This is a genomic window from Providencia heimbachae ATCC 35613 (assembly GCF_001655055.1).
In the GTDB taxonomy this organism is placed as follows: Bacteria; Pseudomonadota; Gammaproteobacteria; order Enterobacterales; family Enterobacteriaceae; genus Providencia; species Providencia heimbachae.
In genome coordinates, this window is record NZ_LXEW01000017.1 from 1 (window position 1) to 17,527 (window position 17,527).

Here is a 17,527-nt window from a genome sequence, read left to right on the forward strand (position 1 = left end):
CGAACCTGCGACCAATTGATTAAAAGTCAACTGCTCTACCAACTGAGCTAACGGCCCATCTGTACAACGATAAGTTTTTGAGAGCTATTTTAGATGGTGGGCCGTGCGGGATTCGAACCTGCGACCAATTGATTAAAAGTCAACTGCTCTACCAACTGAGCTAACGGCCCATCTAAAACTTTTTTAGCTAACCACAGTTTCTTACCCTTCGGGTTGAACCTGCGAACATCTTGTAAATCTTAACTTTAGATGGTGGGCCGTGCGGGATTCGAACCTGCGACCAATTGATTAAAAGTCAACTGCTCTACCAACTGAGCTAACGGCCCATCTAAAATTTTTCTAACTAATCACAGTTTCTTACCCTTCGGGTTGAACCTGCAACCATCTTGTAAAGCTTAACCAATCTATCAACTGAGCTAACAGCCATCTTAAATTTTTGACCTTGTTGATACTGCTACAAAACTCAAATTTATGCGTTTTCTAACGGAACGTATTCTCGTATCAACGGCGGCTTATATTACTGATTTCTGACGCTGGTGCAATGATTTTTTTGAAAAAAAGGTTTGAATGCGCACTTATCATACGGATAACCCCGAAATATTCGGTAATATTGCTTCGGGGTTATAAATTAAAGTGTGCTCAGCTTTTTTTCAGCCAATTTTGCGCCTGAACTATTTGGATATTGCTTTAACACTTGCTGGTAAACAGCTTTTGCTTTATCTGTTTGTCCCTTGTCTTGCATGATCAACCCTACTTTATATAGGGATTCACTGCTTTTTTGGGATTTTGGGTACTGCTTAACTACCGTCGCAAAGTAGAATGCTGCATCATCTTTGCTGCCTTTGTTGTAGTTTAGCTGTCCCAACCAATAGTTAGCGTTAGATTGGTATCCTGACTTCGGATAGGCTTTAACAAAACCTTGTAATGCGCCTATTGCCTCATCAATTTGTGCTTTTGATTTACTTTCCATCGCAAGCTTGACTGCGGCATTGTAATCATCTTTTTCATTTCCACCGGCATTCGATGCTGCGGATGAATTATCTGAAGATGACTGGCTATTTGATGCACTTGTATCGGATGCACCACTTGAATTAGCTGAATTACCGCCCCCTGCATTGTCTAATTGCATATACAAATCTTTTTGGCGCTCAACAACTTGATTCAATTTATATTCACTTTCTTGAATCTGTCCGCGTAACATATCGATGTCACGTTGATTGTCAGCGAGTTGTTGCTGGATTTGATACAGAATTTGACCTTGAGAGCTAACAGCAGTCTCAAGCTGGGAAAGACGGTCGCCTGGAGAACCAGATCCGACATTGTTGATTGGCGCTTGGGCAATAGCGGCCCAAGGGGCCGCTACGCCAACCAATAACGACAGACCGACTAGTAAGTGTCTGAAGTTACTGTTCATAATAGATAATTTCGCTTATCTATTAGTATGCAATGACTGCACGACGGTTTTTCGCGTAGTCTGCTTCAGTATGACCTAACACAGCTGGTTTTTCTTTACCGTAAGAAACCAGTGAAACTTGGTCACCAGAAACACCTTTGCTTTGCAGATACATTTTAACTGCATTAGCACGACGCTCACCCAGCGCGATGTTGTATTCTGGAGTACCACGCTCATCCGCATGACCTTCAACAACAACACGTACAGATGGGTTGCTACGCAGGAATGCTGCATGTGCATCTAACATATCAGCGTATTCTGGAGAAACGCTATATTTGTCGAAACCAAAGTAAACAGTGTTGTTTTGTTGCAGCTGTTCCATTTGCTGACGTGCCAGCTCTTCCGCAGACAGACCAGTATTAGTTTGATTTGTAGAAGTATCAACACCATCTTGGTCATTGTTTTTGTTAGAGCTACAAGCTGCGACTGCCATGATTGGTAACGCGATCATCAGCCCTTTAAGCACTTTATTCAGTTGCATCGTTTTGATCCTTAATATTTTTGCCACACATTATTATTATGCATCACAGATACGGCGACCAGGCAGGAAATTTAACCTGTCCATCGGTAGCCGGAAGACGCGCTTTGAAACGCCCGTCGGTCGAAACTAGCTGCAATATAGTCCCCAAGCCTTGAGAGGAGCTATAAATTACCATAGTGCCGTTAGGTGCGATACTCGGCGTTTCATCTAGGAACGTTTTCGTTAAAAACTCAACGTTATTCGTTGCCAGATCCTGTTTGGCGACGTGCTGCTGACCGCCCCCGGAGCTGACCATCACTAAGAAAGTTCCATCCGGGCTTACATCAGCGTCCTGATTTTGAGATCCTTCATAGGAAACTCGTACAGGACTGCCACCATTAATATTCATTTTATAAATTTGCGGGCGTCCCGCCTGATCTGAAGTATAGACTAAAGTTTGGCTATCTGGCATCCAGCTTGGTTCAGTATTATTACTGCGACCATCGGTTACCTGACGAATTTGCCCACTTGCTAAGTCCATAACATATAAATTCAGACTGCCTGTTTTTGATAGCGCAAACGCTAATTTAGTCCCATCAGGTGAGAACGCAGGAGCACCATTATGACGAGGGAATGATGCAACCTGACGAACAGCGCCACTTGATAGCGTCTGAATGACCAAGGCTGAACTACCACTTTCAAACGTTACATAAGCCAGTTTTTCACCATCAGGTGACCAAGCTGGCGACATCAGAGGCTCTGGAGAACGATGAACCGTAAATTGGTTAAACCCGTCGTAATCAGAAACTCGTAATTCATAAGGGTATTGACCGCCTTTGTTGACAACAACATACGCGATACGGGTACGGAAAGCACCTCGAATACCTGTTAATTTCTCAAAGACTTCATCACTTGCAGTATGACCTGCATAACGTAACCAGTCTTTGGTGACTTTAAATTGGTTTTGAGCAAGTACCGCACCTGGGTTTGCTGCAACATCGACCAATTGGTAGCTAATAACAAAGCTGCCATCTGCTGCTGGCTGAACTTGCCCAACAACAACAGCATTAATGCCTAGCGCGGTCCACGCTTCTGGTGTTACCTCAGAAGCTGTGCCTGGTTGCTGTGGCATACGGCTTGGCTCGATTGGGTTAAATTTCCCACTATTACGTAAATCAGCGCTAACAATTTGACCAATCTCTTGTGGAGGTGCACCTGCGCCTGACCATTTAAAAGGGACAACGCCAATGGGTTGAGCAGAGTTAACACCCTCTGTGATCTCAATACGTATTTCAGCCTGAGCCACTGTCGCCCATAGCATTAGGAACCCGATAACTACTTTAAAAGCCTGCTTCATCCTTAATCTCCCTTACTGCGATATTCATCACCGCAATAATTCGCTGAATTTTAACAAAGGTACAATAACAAAACTAGATAGTGTAGAAACTATTTATTCTATTGCGTTGATAATTTCAATACAGATAGCTCTGAGTTATTGAAAATCAAGGCTTAAACACTACCGTACTACCTGCTTTATTAAATGTATCATAAACATCTCTGCTAGGTGGTTTAGGCATTGTAGCAAGTTTAGCTGCTCTTATTGCCGCATCACATAGCGCTGCATCGTTAGTTGGGCTATTTTTTGGCGTAATACTAACCAATAACCCATCCGGTGCTAGCTTCAATTGGAGCTCGCAAGTTCGTCCACGATAACTTTCTGAATCATAGAACTTACTTTGGATCGCCGCTTTTACTTTACCTGCATAACTATCAACATCGGCATTAGAAGCGCCAGACTTTTTACCGCCTCCACTACCCGCTGCTGCTTGCCCGCCTTGCTTGCTTGGGCCTGATGCAGTTAAATCACCCAGCAAATCATCAACGGATGAAGCACTTTTGGCTGCTTCAGCTTTTGCTTTATCCGCTTTAGCCTTAGCATCCTTTGCTTCTTTATCTGCTTTAGCCTTAGCTTCTTTATCGGCTTTGGCCTTAGCTTCTTTCGCTGCTTTTTCTTTAGCTTCTTTCGCTTGAGTCTCAGCTTTAGCAGCTTCAGCTTTGGCCTTAGTGGCTTCTGCTTCTTTTTTAGCTTGAGCTTCAGTTTTTTGTTGCTCAGCTGCCTGCTCTTTAATCAGTTTTTCTTTTTCAGCTTTTGCTTGCGCAGCGGCTTCTTCGGCAATTTTTTGCTCTTCCTTTGCTTTCTTCGCCGCTTCTAGTGCTTGTTTTTGCTGCTCTTCAGCTTCTTTTTTCTGTTCAGCTGAATCACGCTCAGTTTTAATACGCTCTTCTTCAAGTTTCTGCAGACGCTTTTGTTCCTGCTCTTGCTTTTCCCTAAGCTCAGCATCTTGTTTCTGTTCTTGTTCTTTACGCTCTTTAGCCGCTTGCTTAGCACTATTTTGCTGCTGTTGAGTCTGATTATATTGCTCAACAATTGCACCGGGGTCGACCATCACTGCATCAATCACAGTGCCTTCTTCTCCCCCGCCGCCAAGTTTAACGACTGTCACTAAAGAGCCTATAATAATTAAGCCAATCAATAGGATATGTAAAACAACCGACATCACTAATGACCGTTTTAAGTTATCTTGTTTCTCTTTTGTCTTTCCCACTCTGGCATCCAAAAAAAGAATCCTGACTCATCAAAACTAAATCACTCAGCCTAAATAGGCTGAGTCATCAAGCCAACCGACTTAATTCCTGCACCATGCAAAATATTTAGCGCCTTAATCACTTCATCATAAGGGACTTCTTTTGCACCGCCAATCAAGAACACCGCTTTCGGATTTTTCTCTAGCTGTGATTTTGCTTCTGCAGAAATTTGTTCTGGTGGAAGGAGCTCTAAACGCTCTCCATCGATCAACATATTATATTGATCCACCCCTGCCACTTCTAAAATGATTGGCGGGTTATCACTTGATGATACGGTTTGCGTATCTGTAGCATCCGGTAGATCAACTTCCACGCTTTGAGAAATAATGGGTGCAGTTGCCATAAAAATCAGCAATAGCACCAACAAAACATCCAGTAATGGAACGATGTTAATTTCGGATTTCAGCTCACGTTTGCGTCTACTATTGCGCGCCATTCGCTTTTCTCCTCGTATTATTTCTTATCAGCAGAGAATGCCTGACGATGCAAAATTGCCAAAAACTCTTCCGTAAAGTTATCGTAGCTTTGCTCTAATTTATTGACTCGCAAGTTTAAGCGGTTGAATGCCATTACCGCAGGGATAGCGGCAAATAGACCAATCGCTGTTGCGATAAGGGCTTCAGCAATACCTGGCGCAACCATTTGTAGCGTCGCTTGTTTTGCTGCACCCAATGCAATAAATGCGTGCATAATTCCCCATACCGTACCAAATAGACCAATGTAAGGGCTAATCGACCCTACGGTACCCAAGAATGGGATATGCGCTTCTGCGGATTCAAGCTCACGATTCATCGAAATACGCATTGCACGAGACGCTCCGGTAAGAACGGCATCTGGCGCATGGATATTCGCTTGATGTAAACGTACAAACTCTTTAAAACCGGAATAGAAAATTAATTCTGTCCCACTTAACGCATCACGGCGAGCTTGGCTTTCTTTGTACAAGCGAGATAGCTCGATACCTGACCAAAACTTATCCTCGAACGCTTCGGCTTCGCGGGTAGCGGCATTTAAAGTTTTTGTTCGTTGAATAATGATCGCCCAAGATGCAATGGAAAAGCCGATCAAAACGAACATTATAAGCTGAACCAAAAGGCTAGCTTTTAGGAATAAATCCAGGATATTCATGTCAGTCACTGTTTAAACTCCGCGACAATAGACTCAGGAAGCGCTTTAGGCTTCATTTTTGATATGTCCACACAAGCAATAAGGGCTGTAGCCCCACAAAGCAGGTTACCTTGTGAATCAACCAACCTTTGATGAAAGGTTAATGAGGCGCGTTTCATTTGCACGATTTGCGTCTCAACTTCCAACAGGTCATCTAACCGAGCACCTCTAACAAAATCAATTGTCATGCTACGCACAACAAAGCCAAGGTTATCAGCGAGTAAACTTTGCTGATTGATACCTTTATTTCGCAACATCTCGGTTCTTGCTCGTTCAAAAAAAGCTAAATAGCGCGCATGATAGACCACGCCCCCCGCATCTGTATCTTCATAATACACGCGGACAGGCCAGCGAAATAACATATCAACCACTCCGTCTTAGGTTAAATTAATTAACGGTGTCACTATACGCAAGACGGTGACGCTTTGGAATCACTTTGAAAGTAAAGATATCAAAAATAATTATGGGCCAACTGACCCATAATTAGAAATTTAGATTAACTAAAGACTCTAATGAGTCCCCAGATAAGTATGATACCAGCAGGAAGTGGATGGAAAATAGCGCGCCAGATGACTTTATTTGGTTTAAAACCCACACCAAAAATCATTGCGCTGCACGTTGCCCATATTAATAACAACCCTTGCCAGATTTGAAATGAGCTGGTATTGGCTGCAAAGAGGGTTGGATCCCAAATCACAGTCCCAGCGGTAACTAAAGCTAAAATAAGGATAAGGGCCCTTACTGGCCCCTTATCCAATAGCTGATAGGTTTTATCCACCAGCATTTATTTACTCACCATCTTTAGCTGTTTTAGCAGCTTTAGAGTCTTCAGAATGCTCTAGCGCTAAGGCTGCAATCACTGCAAAACTACAAGCTAACAGAGTGCCGAGGATCCAGGCGAAATACCACATATGTTATGCTCCTTAATACAGTGAATGCTTGTTGCTTTCGATGAAGTTTTTGTCCAAACGGCCAAACATTTTGTAGTAACACCACGCCGTGTAAGCCAGAACGATTGGAACAAAAATGATAGCAACAACAGTCATAACTTGTAGAGTAAACAGGCTAGATGTTGCATCCCACATGGTCAAGCTTGCATTAGGCATGATGCTTGATGGCATGATGAATGGGAACATTGCAACGCCACAGGTTAAAATGATACAAGCGATAGTCAGTGATGAACTCACGAACGCTAAACCATTTTTGTCTGCTTTACTAAACAACATGGTGAACAGAGGTAGTGCTACACCCAGAGCAGGCAGAGCCCACAACACTGGATAAGTTTCAAAGTTCACTAACCATGCACCAGAAACCACTTCTACCGTTTTGTTCAGTGGGTTTGACACGCCGTAAGTATCGAGAGTTGAAGTGACAACATAACCATCAATACCCATGATCAGCCATACACCCGCACCCGCAAACGCTAACAAAGTGACTAATGACGTGATATAGGTTGTTTTACGAACACGTAAGTAAAGTTCGCCTGCGGTACGCATTTGCAGATAAGTTGCACCTTGAGTAACAATCATCATCAAGCTAACAACACCCGCCAACAAGCCGTACGGATTCAACAGACCAAGCAGATTACCTGAGTAGGTTAAATATTGTTGGTTATCAATTTGCAGTGGAACACCGAGTAATAGGTTACCAAAAGCAACACCGATAACTAATGGTGGAACGAAACCACCGATAAATAGACCCCAATCCCACATGCTACGCCATTTTGGGTTCTCCAGTTTTGAACGGTAGTCGAAACCAACCGGACGGAAGAACAATGCGGCTAATACCAAAATCATAGCGACATAGAAACCAGAGAACGCAGCAGCATAGACTTGTGGCCATGCAGCGAACATTGCACCACCCGCGGTGATTAACCAAACTTGGTTACCATCCCAGTGCGGCGCAACGGCGTTAATCATGATACGGCGTTCAGTATCCGTTTTACCTAAAATAGGTAATAAGAAGCCGACGCCCATGTCAAAGCCATCCGTGACAGCAAATCCAATCAGCAGTACGCCGATAAGAATCCACCACACAAATCGAAGAACTTCATAATCAAACATAAGTGGACTCCTATTTACTGAACGTCGTGTGTTGAACTGTTTTTCTGTTCAAAATGGTAACGACCCGTTTTCAGGCTGCTAGGCCCTTTACGAGCGAATTTGAACATCAAGAACATTTCAGCAATTAAGAACAGTGTATACAGACCACAGATCAGGACTAACGAGAAGATCAGGTCATGGGTTGTTAGGTTAGAGTGTGCGACTGAAACCGGTAACACCTCACCAATTGCCCACGGCTGGCGACCATACTCAGCAACAAACCAACCTGATTCAATTGCAATCCATGGTAATGGAATACCATACAGTGCTGCACGCAGTAACCATTTGCTTTGGCCAATACGATTGCGAACAACCGCGAGGAAAGCGAGTCCAATAATAAGCAGCAGTAAGAAACCAACACCAACCATGATACGGAATGCCCAGAATAGTGGACCTACGTTAGGGATGCTGTCTTTAACGGCTTGTTGAATTTGTGCTTCTGTTGCATCAACTACGTTTGGTGCATATTGTTTTAGCAATAGACCATAACCAAGGTCGATTTTGCTTGCTTCAAATGCTGCGCGCAGAGCCGGATCTTTATCACCTGCTAACAGTTGTTGTAGCTGACCGTATGCAATCATACCGTTGCGGATACGCACTTCATGCTGTTTCATTAAGTCTTTAAGACCAAGAACAGGTGTATCAACTGAACGCGTAGCAATAATACCCATCGCCCATGGAATGGAGATAGCGAATTTATTTTCTTGCTTTTCAGTATCCGGCCAAGCAATCAGGTTGAATGCCGCCGGTGGTGCATGGGTTTCCCATTCTGCTTCGACAGCCGCTAGTTTGGTTTTCTGTACGTCACCCATTTCGTAGCCTGATTCATCACCAAGAACGATAACAGATAGAACGGCAGCAATACCAAAGCTCGCAGCAATTGCAAAAGAACGTTTAGCAAAAGCAACATCGCGCCCTTTAAGCAAATAGTATGAACTAATACCAAGAATAAACATGGCACCAGTACAGTAACCTGCTGCAACGGTGTGGACAAACTTAACTTGTGCGACTGGGTTTAATACTAGCTCCGAGAAGCTAAGCATTTCCATACGCATGGTTTCAAAGTTGAAGTCTGAAGCAATTGGGTTTTGCATCCAACCGTTCGCGACCAAAATCCACAACGCAGAGAAGTTAGAACCTAAAGCAACTAACCATGTTACGGCTAAGTGTTGCGTTTTGCTTAAACGATCCCAACCAAAGAAGAATAAACCCACAAAGGTAGATTCTAAGAAGAAAGCCATCAAACCTTCGATTGCAAGTGGTGCACCGAAGATATCTCCGACATAGTGCGAATAGTAAGACCAGTTAGTCCCGAATTGGAACTCCATAGTCAAACCAGTAGCAACACCCAAGGCAAAGTTAATACCAAATAACTTACCCCAGAACTTAGTCATATCTTTATAAATTTGCTTACCAGACAGGACATATACTGTTTCCATAATCGCAAGCAAAAACGCCATACCGAGCGTTAATGGTACGAATAGAAAGTGATACATCGCAGTTAAGGCAAACTGTAATCTTGACAGTTCGACAATATCAAACATCTTGACTCCTTGCTCCTAGCAGGAAGACACCGACTTGCGGCAACCCAGTCCCCAGTTTAAAACGGGAGAACCTCTTAACTACCAGCAAAAAATGCCTCAAAACAACAAATAATTAACAAAATAGAAAGAACTAACGACACTATAATAATAGTACGCTTATCTTTACATACAATAAACTTCTTTTACGTGATTCAGATTTGAATTCTGAATTTATATCAATAATTATACTCTTTAATAGATAAGGGCATATTTGATCGAGCACCAATTTAAGCAATTTTAACAAATAAAGCCAGTGGCAATGAATTGATTTGAGTCAATTTTTTGCCCTTTGTTAATTGACTTGAGCCTCAGTCAATTAATCGTTATTTAGTTGTTAACTTACTGTTATTGATAATGATGCAAATAGGTTTGTTTTTTTAAAAGATTAACAAAAAATATAACTTTCTTTTAAACACTCGAAAAAAGAATATTTAATTTATAATAGTATCTTATTTTCGATTTATTATGAATTTTATTAATAAAAGAACCTATCTCAACTAATTGTCAATTTGCCGATAATTAAAATACATTTAAATCACTAAAATTGATTTACTACCAATTTATACTTTTTGGCACATAATGCCTTTTATCTCTTATTTCCTATTTTAGAATAAGGCAAAAAAATAACATTAAGTAACCATAAGCTCAGTATAGAGCATAGCGAGTGAGTGTGTTGGAATACCGTATAGCGGCTTCAAGCATTTTTTACGAATAAATACCCAGATAATAAAAAACCCGTATTCACAATGGAATACGGGCTTCCGTCTCTTACTTAATGCTACCCCACATATTTCAATATACGGGGTAAAAACATCTCACTACTTGTTCAGTAATGCGGTAACCGCATCGCCAATGTCTGCAAGGCTACGAACAGTCTTCACGCCTGCGGCTTCTAACGCAGCAAACTTCTCATCTGCTGTACCTTTACCACCTGCGATAATTGCGCCAGCATGACCCATACGCTTACCTTTAGGTGCAGTCACACCAGCAATATAAGCAACAACCGGTTTAGTCACGTGGTCTTTGATATATGCTGCAGCTTCTTCTTCCGCGTTACCACCAATTTCGCCGATCATGACGATCGCTTCAGTTTGTGGATCTTCTTGGAATAATTTCAGGATATCAATAAAGTTAGAACCTGGAATTGGGTCACCACCGATACCAACACAAGTCGATTGACCTAAGCCTGCATCCGTTGTTTGCTTAACCGCTTCATAAGTCAGCGTTCCTGAACGAGAAACGATACCGACTTTACCCGGCATATGGATGTGACCAGGTTGAATACCAATTTTACACTGGCCTGGAGTGATAACACCCGGACAGTTTGGACCGATCATGCGAACACCTGCTTCGTCCAATTTCACTTTTATCGTCAACATATCCAACGTTGGGATACCTTCAGTAATCGTGATAATCAGCTTAATACCTGCATCGATAGCTTCTAAAATAGAATCTTTACAGAATGATGCAGGAACATAGATAACAGAGGCTGTCGCACCGGTTGCTTCAACAGCTTCACGAACAGTGTTGAAAACTGGCAGGCCTAAATGGGTTGTGCCGCCTTTACCCGGCGTCACACCACCAACCATTTTTGTACCGTAAGCTATCGCTTGTTCTGAGTGGAATGTACCTTGACCACCCGTGAAACCTTGGCAAATTACTTTGGTGTTTTTATCGATTAAAATAGACATTATTTAGCCTCCGCTGCTGCTACTGCTTTTTTAGCTGCATCAGTCAGGCTGCTAGCAGCGATAATATTTAATCCGCTGTCTGCCAATTTCTTCGCGCCTAACTCTGCATTGTTACCTTCTAAACGCACAACAACTGGTACATTTACACCAACTTCTTCTACTGCACCAATGATGCCGTCTGCAATCAGGTCGCAGCGAACGATACCACCAAAGATGTTAACAAAAACCGCTTTCACGTTTTCATCTGAAAGAATGATTTTAAACGCTTCAGTTACACGTTCTTTTGTTGCACCGCCGCCAACATCTAAGAAGTTAGCTGGCGCGCCACCGTGCAGTTTAACGATATCCATGGTACCCATTGCTAGGCCCGCACCGTTAACCATGCAACCGATGTTGCCATCAAGTGCAACATAGTTCAGTTCCCACTCTGCCGCTTGTGCTTCACGGGCATCTTCTTGGGAAGCATCACGCATTTCGCGCATTTCTGGTTGGCGATACAATGCGTTGCTATCAATACCCAATTTGCCGTCTAAGCAAATCAAGTCACCTTCAGTATTAATAACTAATGGGTTGATTTCTGCTAATGCAAGGTCGCGCTCAAGGAATAATGTTGCCAGACCCATGAAAATTTTAGCAAATTGGCTAACTTGTTTACCTGTTAAACCCAATTTAAACGCTAATTCACGGCCTTGGAAAGGCATTGGACCTGTCAGCGGGTCGATAATTGCTTTATGAATCAATTCTGGTGTTTCTTCAGCAACTTTCTCGATTTCCACGCCACCTTCAGTCGATGCCATGAACACCACACGACGTGTGCTACGGTCAACAACGGCACCTAAATAAAGTTCTTTTGCAATATCCGTCGCTGTTTCAACAAGAATTTGATTGACTGGCTGGCCGTTTGCATCTGTTTGATAGGTCACTAATTTTTGACCTAACCATTTTTCAGCAAATGCGCTGACATCATTGATATCACTAGTGACTTTAACGCCGCCAGCTTTACCGCGTCCACCTGCGTGAACTTGGCATTTAATCACCCATGGGCCATTACCAATTTTCTTAGCAGCCTCTACGGTTTCCGCGACTGATGAACAGGCATAACCTGTTGGTGCAGGCATCCCATAACGTGCAAACAACTGTTTTGCCTGATACTCGTGTAAATTCATGATGTTCTATCCATAATTGAGTCTGAAGAGGCGTTTATTCGCCTCCTGCAATTGTTACTGATTTAGCAACCAGCGAACTGGTTGCATCGGTTACTTCAGACCGGGCAGGTTGTACCCTGCCCTGTTATGTTGCTATACGTCCAGCAGTAAACGAGTTGGATCTTCCAGCATATCTTTGATAGCAACTAAGAAGCCGACTGATTCACGACCATCAACCAAACGGTGATCATAAGACAGGGCTAAGTACATCATAGGAAGAATTTCCACCTTACCATTTACAGCCATAGGGCGGTCTTTAATGGCATGCATGCCTAAAATTGCGCTCTGTGGTGGGTTAATGATAGGTGTGGACATCAGAGAACCGAATACACCGCCGTTAGTGATAGTGAAATTACCACCCGTCAAGTCTTCAACAGTTAATTTACCGTCACGACCTTTAACAGCCAGTTCTTTAATATTTTTCTCGATATCAGCCATGCTCATTGCATCAACATCACGCAGAACCGGAGTTACCAGACCACGAGGTGTTGAAACCGCGATACTGATATCAAAATAGTTATGGTAAACCACGTCAGTACCATCGATAGAAGCATTCACTTCTGGATAACGCTTCAGTGCTTCAACCGCAGCTTTAATATAGAAAGACATAAAACCTAAGCGAACACCGTGGCGTTTTTCAAAGGCTTCACCGTACTGGGTACGTAAGTCTTTAATTGGTTGCATATTGATTTCATTGAATGTCGTCAACATTGCAGTGGTGTTTTTCGCTTCAAGTAGACGCTCAGCAATACGCTTACGTAAACGTGTCATTGGAACGCGTTTTTCGCTACGATGAGCCAGTGGCGCAGCCGGTGCTGCCGGTGCTTGCGCCGCTGGAGCTGCAGGTTTATTGCTAGACAGATGTTTCTCAACGTCTTCACGCGTTAAACGACCACCAACGCCCGTGCCTTTAATATCAGCAGGGTTCAAACCATGCTCTGCAACTAAACGGCGAATTGCTGGCGTTAGCGCATCATTACTTTCCGCTTCTAAGCTTGCAGTTTGGCGTTGTGCAGGCGTTGATTCCTGAGATCCTTTAACTTCAGCAGCGATACCGGTGCTATCACCTAAACGAATACGACCTAATAGCTGTTTAGATAAAACAGTTGCGCCTTCTTCTTCTGTAATCGCCTCTAAAATACCCGCTTCACTTGCAGGAACTTCTAAAACAACTTTGTCTGTTTCGATCTCAACCAGCACTTCATCACGCTCAACGCTATCACCTGGTTTTTTATGCCAAGTGGCAACCGTGGCATCAGCAACGGATTCAGGAAGATCGGGAACAAGAATTTCTATGCTACTCATTTTTTATCCTTTATTTATTCAATGTCCAAAGCGTCATTAACCAAGGCTTTTTGCTGTTCTTGGTGAACGGACGTGTAACCAACTGCTGGAGAAGAAGAAGCAGCTCGGCCTGCATAGCGTAAAGTCGCCCCAGCAGGGATAGCTTCGCGGAAATTATGTTGACTACAATACCAAGCACCTTGGTTTAATGGCTCTTCTTGACACCAAACATAGTCTTTCGCATTAGTGAATTGCGCTAATGCTTTTTGGATATCTTCGTGTGGGAACGGATATAACTGTTCAATACGCACGATAGCAACGTTAGTTTGTTCATTTTTACGACGCTGTTCTAACAGATCGTAATAGACTTTGCCTGAACACAGCACGACGCGTTTCACATTTTTCGCATCGATTGCATCTATTTCACCGATAACCGTTTCAAATGCACCATTCGCTAGCTCATCCATGCTGGATACGGCTAATGGGTGACGTAACAGTGATTTCGGCGACATCACAATCAGAGGACGACGCATACCACGTAGAGACTGGCGGCGTAACATGTGATAAACCTGTGCTGGCGTTGATGGCACACACACTTGCATGTTTTGATCTGCACACAGTTGCAGGTAACGCTCTAAACGTGCTGAGGAGTGCTCTGGGCCCTGACCTTCATAACCATGAGGCAGTAGCATAACCAGACCACACATACGACCCCATTTCTGCTCACCTGAGCTGATAAATTGGTCGATAACCACTTGTGCACAGTTTGCGAAGTCACCGAACTGAGCTTCCCAAATGGTCAGCGTGCGAGGGTCAGTCGTGGCGTAGCCATATTCAAATGCAAGTACCGCATTTTCAGTCAGGACAGAGTCCCAAACATTAAATGTACCTTGGCCATTATGAACATTTTGCAGCGGAACATAGACTGAACCGTTAGTTTGGTTATGGACAACTGCATGACGATGGAAGAATGTACCGCGGCCAGCATCTTCACCAGATAAACGAATCGGGATACCTTCATCAACCAATGTTGCATACGCTAATGTTTCAGCCGCACCCCAATCGAGTAATTTCTCACCTTTCGCCATTTCTAGGCGATCCGCATAAATTTTCTCAACACGGGACTGAGCAACAATACCTTCAGGGATTGTACTTAACTTAGTCGCAAGCTCAGTTAGGCGTTTGATATCAATAGTTGATTTATATGATGCATCCCACTCATGGTTTAAATATGGCGCCCATGTGTAAGCATTGAGTCCCATTTCACGGTACTCTTCAACCACGCAGTTACCCGCATCTAGTGCATCACGGTAAGAATTGACCATTTCAGTCACTTCATTTGCAGACACAACACCGCTTTCAATTAAGCGATCTGCATAAATTTTACGTGGCGTTGGATGCTGTTTGATTTTTTGGTACATAATTGGCTGAGTTGCATTTGGCTCATCAGCTTCGTTATGGCCATGACGGCGATAACAGACTAAATCAATCATCACATCGCGTTTGAATGTGTTACGGAAATCAAGTGCCAAACGCGTAACAAACGCAACGGCTTCAGGGTCATCCGCATTAACGTGGAAAATTGGCGCCTGCACCATTTTCACGATATCCGTACAGTACTCGGTTGAGCGCGTGTCTTTTGGATTTGAAGTGGTAAAACCAATTTGGTTATTAATCACGATACGCATGGTACCGCCAACTTCATAACCACGAGCCTGAGACATGTTCAAGGTTTCTTGAACAACGCCTTGACCTGTTACCGCTGAGTCACCATGAATGGTAATCGGTAGAACCATGTTGCTGCGGCCTTCGTCCAAACGATCACGACGAGCGCGGACAGAACCGATAACAACTGGGCTAACGATTTCAAGGTGAGATGGGTTAAATGCCAATGCCAAGTGAACACGAGAGCCTGCGGTTTCAAAATCAGAGGAGAAACCTTGGTGATATTTAACGTCACCTGCACTTGAATGGTCTTTATGCTTACCGGCGAATTCATCAAATAACTCTGCGGGCTTTTTACCTAAAATATTGATCAGGACGTTAAGACGACCACGGTGAGCCATACCCAGAACAACTTCACGGGTATCTTGCTTGCCAGCATGGTGGATCAAATCCTTCAACATTGGAACTAAAGCGTCACCACCTTCCAGAGAGAAACGTTTTGCACCCGGGAATTTCGCACCTAAGTAACGCTCAAGGCCTTCGGCTGCTGTTAATTCAGCTAAGAAACGACGTTTTTCTTCTTTCGAAAATTGCTCAGCAACATTCACAGACTCTAAGCGCTGTTGGATCCAACGTTTTTCTTCTGTGTTGGTGATGTGCATATATTCTGCGCCGATTGAACCGCAGTAAATGCGCTTCAGCTCTTCATATAGGTCACTTAATTTCATGGTTTCTTTGCCAATAGCAAAAGAACCCACGTTGAATGTTTCGTTGAAATCTTCTTTGGTTAAGTTATGGAATACGGGATCCAGATCAGGAACAGATTCACGTTTCCAAAGTCCTAACGGGTCAAGATTAGCATTTTGGTGTCCGCGGAAGCGGAATGCGTTGATTAATTGCAAAACTTTAACTTGTTTTGCATCGATCGTCGGATCGCTAACAGAGGTGTGATAACGCGTAGAATCTTTTGCTAAGCGACGGAAATAATCGCGCGCTTGCGAGTGTAATTGCTCACCATTACTGCCTGAACCAGGCAATTGCTGGAAGATTTCTCTCCATTGAGCATCTACAGATGTAGGGTCAGTCAGATAATCTTCATACAGCTGTTCTATATAAGACTGGTTCGCGCCTGCCAGAAAGCTTGAATCCAGCCAGTCCTTCATTACGCCGTTCTGCATTGTGATCCCTTAAGCTTTTATAAGCTTTAGTTTTCGCCGTGGTTAACTAATTGTCGCATTTAAGCGACCTCGATAAAGGTTCTCTTGGACGTGCTTTATGCACGTTCTCACTTTGGGAGGCCCTTATATCAATTGAGGGTTTCCCTTTTAAGGAACCTTTAAAAACTGGCTGCGGTTTTTAAAGGTTCCTCGCTTACGCTCGTGTCTTCATCTTGTTTTGCAGTTGGCTTTTTGCTTTCACTTTTTTTACTTTATGCTTAATTTTACTGTTGAGGCGCTATTTTACTTTACGCTTTATTTTTACTTTATGTGTTTATTTCGTGCTATTGCTTGTTTAGCCTGCGATACCAAGGCATCGCAGGCTAATATCTGCTTTTAAGCACTATGTTTTAGTAACATAGATTTAATATGGCCGATAGCTTTCGTTGGATTTAGTCCTTTAGGGCATACATTGACACAATTCATGATGCTATGACAGCGGAAAACACTAAAAGCGTCGTTCAGATCATCTAATCTTGAATCCGTTTCAGTATCTCGACTATCTATCAAGAACCGGTACGCTGCTAACAGCCCCGCAGGTCCAATAAATTTGTCCGGATTCCACCAAAACGATGGGCAAGAAGTCGAACAACATGCACACAAAATACACTCATATAGACCATCGAGTTTTTCACGCTGTGCAGGCGTTTGTAAATTCTCACGCGCAGGTGGATTTTTATTATCATTAAGAAGATACGGACGAATTTTTTCGTATTGGGTATAAAATTGTGTCATGTCGATGATCAAGTCACGCACAACTGGCAGACCCGGTAATGGACGGATCACAACTTTCTTCCCACCTTGCATCAACGCGGATAATGGCGTGATACAAGCCAGTCCGTTTTTCCCGTTCATGTTCAAACCATCAGAGCCACATACGCCTTCTCGGCAAGAACGACGAAATGAAAGCGTTGGATCCTGTTCTTTAATCAGAATCAACGCATCCAATAACATCATGTCACGCCCTTCAGGTACTTCAAGGGTGTACTCTTGCATGCGTGGCGCGTTATCCACATCAGGGTTATAGCGATAAATCGAAAATTGTTGTTTCATA

At 43.3% G+C, this 17,527-nt stretch carries 16 protein-coding genes and 2 tRNA genes; all 18 read right to left on the minus strand.

All coding sequences use genetic code 11. The features are described from left to right. Positions 1-94: 94 nt before the first annotated feature. The 18 genes from M998_RS05555 to M998_RS05640 all read right to left on the minus strand — a co-directional run bounded on the left by M998_RS05555 (position 95) and on the right by M998_RS05640 (position 17,526). Positions 95-170, minus strand: a tRNA-Lys gene (locus M998_RS05555). An 80-nt stretch (positions 171-250) separates the two neighbouring features. Further along, positions 251-326, minus strand: a tRNA-Lys gene (locus tag M998_RS05560). A 302-nt stretch (positions 327-628) separates the two neighbouring features. Further along, complete coding sequence (gene cpoB, locus M998_RS05565) at positions 629-1,414, minus strand: cell division protein CpoB (RefSeq protein WP_068441594.1); 786 nt, start codon at positions 1,412-1,414, stop codon at positions 629-631. Between the two features lie 22 nt (positions 1,415-1,436). Then, complete coding sequence (gene pal / locus M998_RS05570) at positions 1,437-1,934, minus strand: peptidoglycan-associated lipoprotein Pal (protein ID WP_068441592.1); 498 nt, start codon at positions 1,932-1,934, stop codon at positions 1,437-1,439. A 43-nt stretch (positions 1,935-1,977) separates the two neighbouring features. Next, a complete protein-coding gene (tolB, locus tag M998_RS05575) occupies positions 1,978-3,270 on the minus strand; it encodes a Tol-Pal system beta propeller repeat protein TolB (RefSeq protein WP_068441590.1) in 1,293 nt (430 codons plus the stop codon). A gap of 145 nt (positions 3,271-3,415) precedes the next feature. Next, positions 3,416-4,519: a cell envelope integrity protein TolA gene (gene tolA, locus M998_RS05580; protein ID WP_068907985.1), complete on the minus strand. Its 1,104-nt coding sequence runs from the start codon at positions 4,517-4,519 to the stop codon at positions 3,416-3,418. Positions 4,520-4,569: 50 nt separating this feature from the next. Next, entirely contained in the window at positions 4,570-4,995 is a 426-nt protein-coding gene (tolR, locus tag M998_RS05585; protein WP_068441583.1) for a colicin uptake protein TolR, read from the minus strand. 17 nt (positions 4,996-5,012) lie between these two features. Beyond that, positions 5,013-5,696 (minus strand): Tol-Pal system protein TolQ, encoded by a 684-nt coding sequence (gene tolQ, locus M998_RS05590; protein WP_068441580.1) that lies wholly within the window; start codon positions 5,694-5,696, stop codon positions 5,013-5,015. After that, positions 5,693-6,097 carry a tol-pal system-associated acyl-CoA thioesterase gene (ybgC, locus tag M998_RS05595; RefSeq protein WP_175403152.1) on the minus strand — a complete coding sequence of 135 codons (405 nt, stop codon included), beginning with the start codon at positions 6,095-6,097 and terminating at the stop codon, positions 5,693-5,695. Before ybgC ends, tolQ begins: the two co-directional genes overlap by 4 nt. Before the next feature lie 125 nt (positions 6,098-6,222). Continuing rightward, positions 6,223-6,510, minus strand: a complete 288-nt coding sequence (gene ybgE / locus M998_RS05600) for a cyd operon protein YbgE (RefSeq protein WP_068441574.1) — start codon at positions 6,508-6,510, stop codon at positions 6,223-6,225. 4 nt (positions 6,511-6,514) lie between these two features. Continuing rightward, positions 6,515-6,637, minus strand: a complete 123-nt coding sequence (gene cydX / locus M998_RS05605) for a cytochrome bd-I oxidase subunit CydX (RefSeq protein ID WP_068441571.1) — start codon at positions 6,635-6,637, stop codon at positions 6,515-6,517. A gap of 12 nt (positions 6,638-6,649) precedes the next feature. Beyond that, a complete protein-coding gene (gene cydB, locus M998_RS05610) occupies positions 6,650-7,789 on the minus strand; it encodes a cytochrome d ubiquinol oxidase subunit II (RefSeq protein ID WP_068441568.1) in 1,140 nt (379 codons plus the stop codon). Positions 7,790-7,803: 14 nt separating this feature from the next. After that, positions 7,804-9,372 carry a cytochrome ubiquinol oxidase subunit I gene (cydA, locus tag M998_RS05615; protein WP_068441565.1) on the minus strand — a complete coding sequence of 523 codons (1,569 nt, stop codon included), beginning with the start codon at positions 9,370-9,372 and terminating at the stop codon, positions 7,804-7,806. An 857-nt stretch (positions 9,373-10,229) separates the two neighbouring features. After that, positions 10,230-11,102, minus strand: a complete 873-nt coding sequence (sucD, locus tag M998_RS05620; protein ID WP_068907989.1) for a succinate--CoA ligase subunit alpha — start codon at positions 11,100-11,102, stop codon at positions 10,230-10,232. Further along, the gene (sucC, locus tag M998_RS05625; RefSeq protein ID WP_068441560.1) at positions 11,102-12,268 is read right to left on the minus strand and encodes an ADP-forming succinate--CoA ligase subunit beta; all 1,167 of its coding nucleotides are present in this window, start codon (positions 12,266-12,268) and stop codon (positions 11,102-11,104) included. Before sucC ends, sucD begins: the two co-directional genes overlap by 1 nt. 132 nt (positions 12,269-12,400) lie before the next feature. Beyond that, complete coding sequence (gene odhB, locus M998_RS05630) at positions 12,401-13,612, minus strand: 2-oxoglutarate dehydrogenase complex dihydrolipoyllysine-residue succinyltransferase (RefSeq protein ID WP_068441556.1); 1,212 nt, start codon at positions 13,610-13,612, stop codon at positions 12,401-12,403. Between the two features lie 14 nt (positions 13,613-13,626). Beyond that, entirely contained in the window at positions 13,627-16,434 is a 2,808-nt protein-coding gene (sucA, locus tag M998_RS05635) for a 2-oxoglutarate dehydrogenase E1 component (RefSeq protein ID WP_068441552.1), read from the minus strand. Between the two features lie 375 nt (positions 16,435-16,809). After that, entirely contained in the window at positions 16,810-17,526 is a 717-nt protein-coding gene (locus M998_RS05640) for a succinate dehydrogenase iron-sulfur subunit (protein ID WP_068441548.1), read from the minus strand. Position 17,527: the final 1 nt, after the last annotated feature.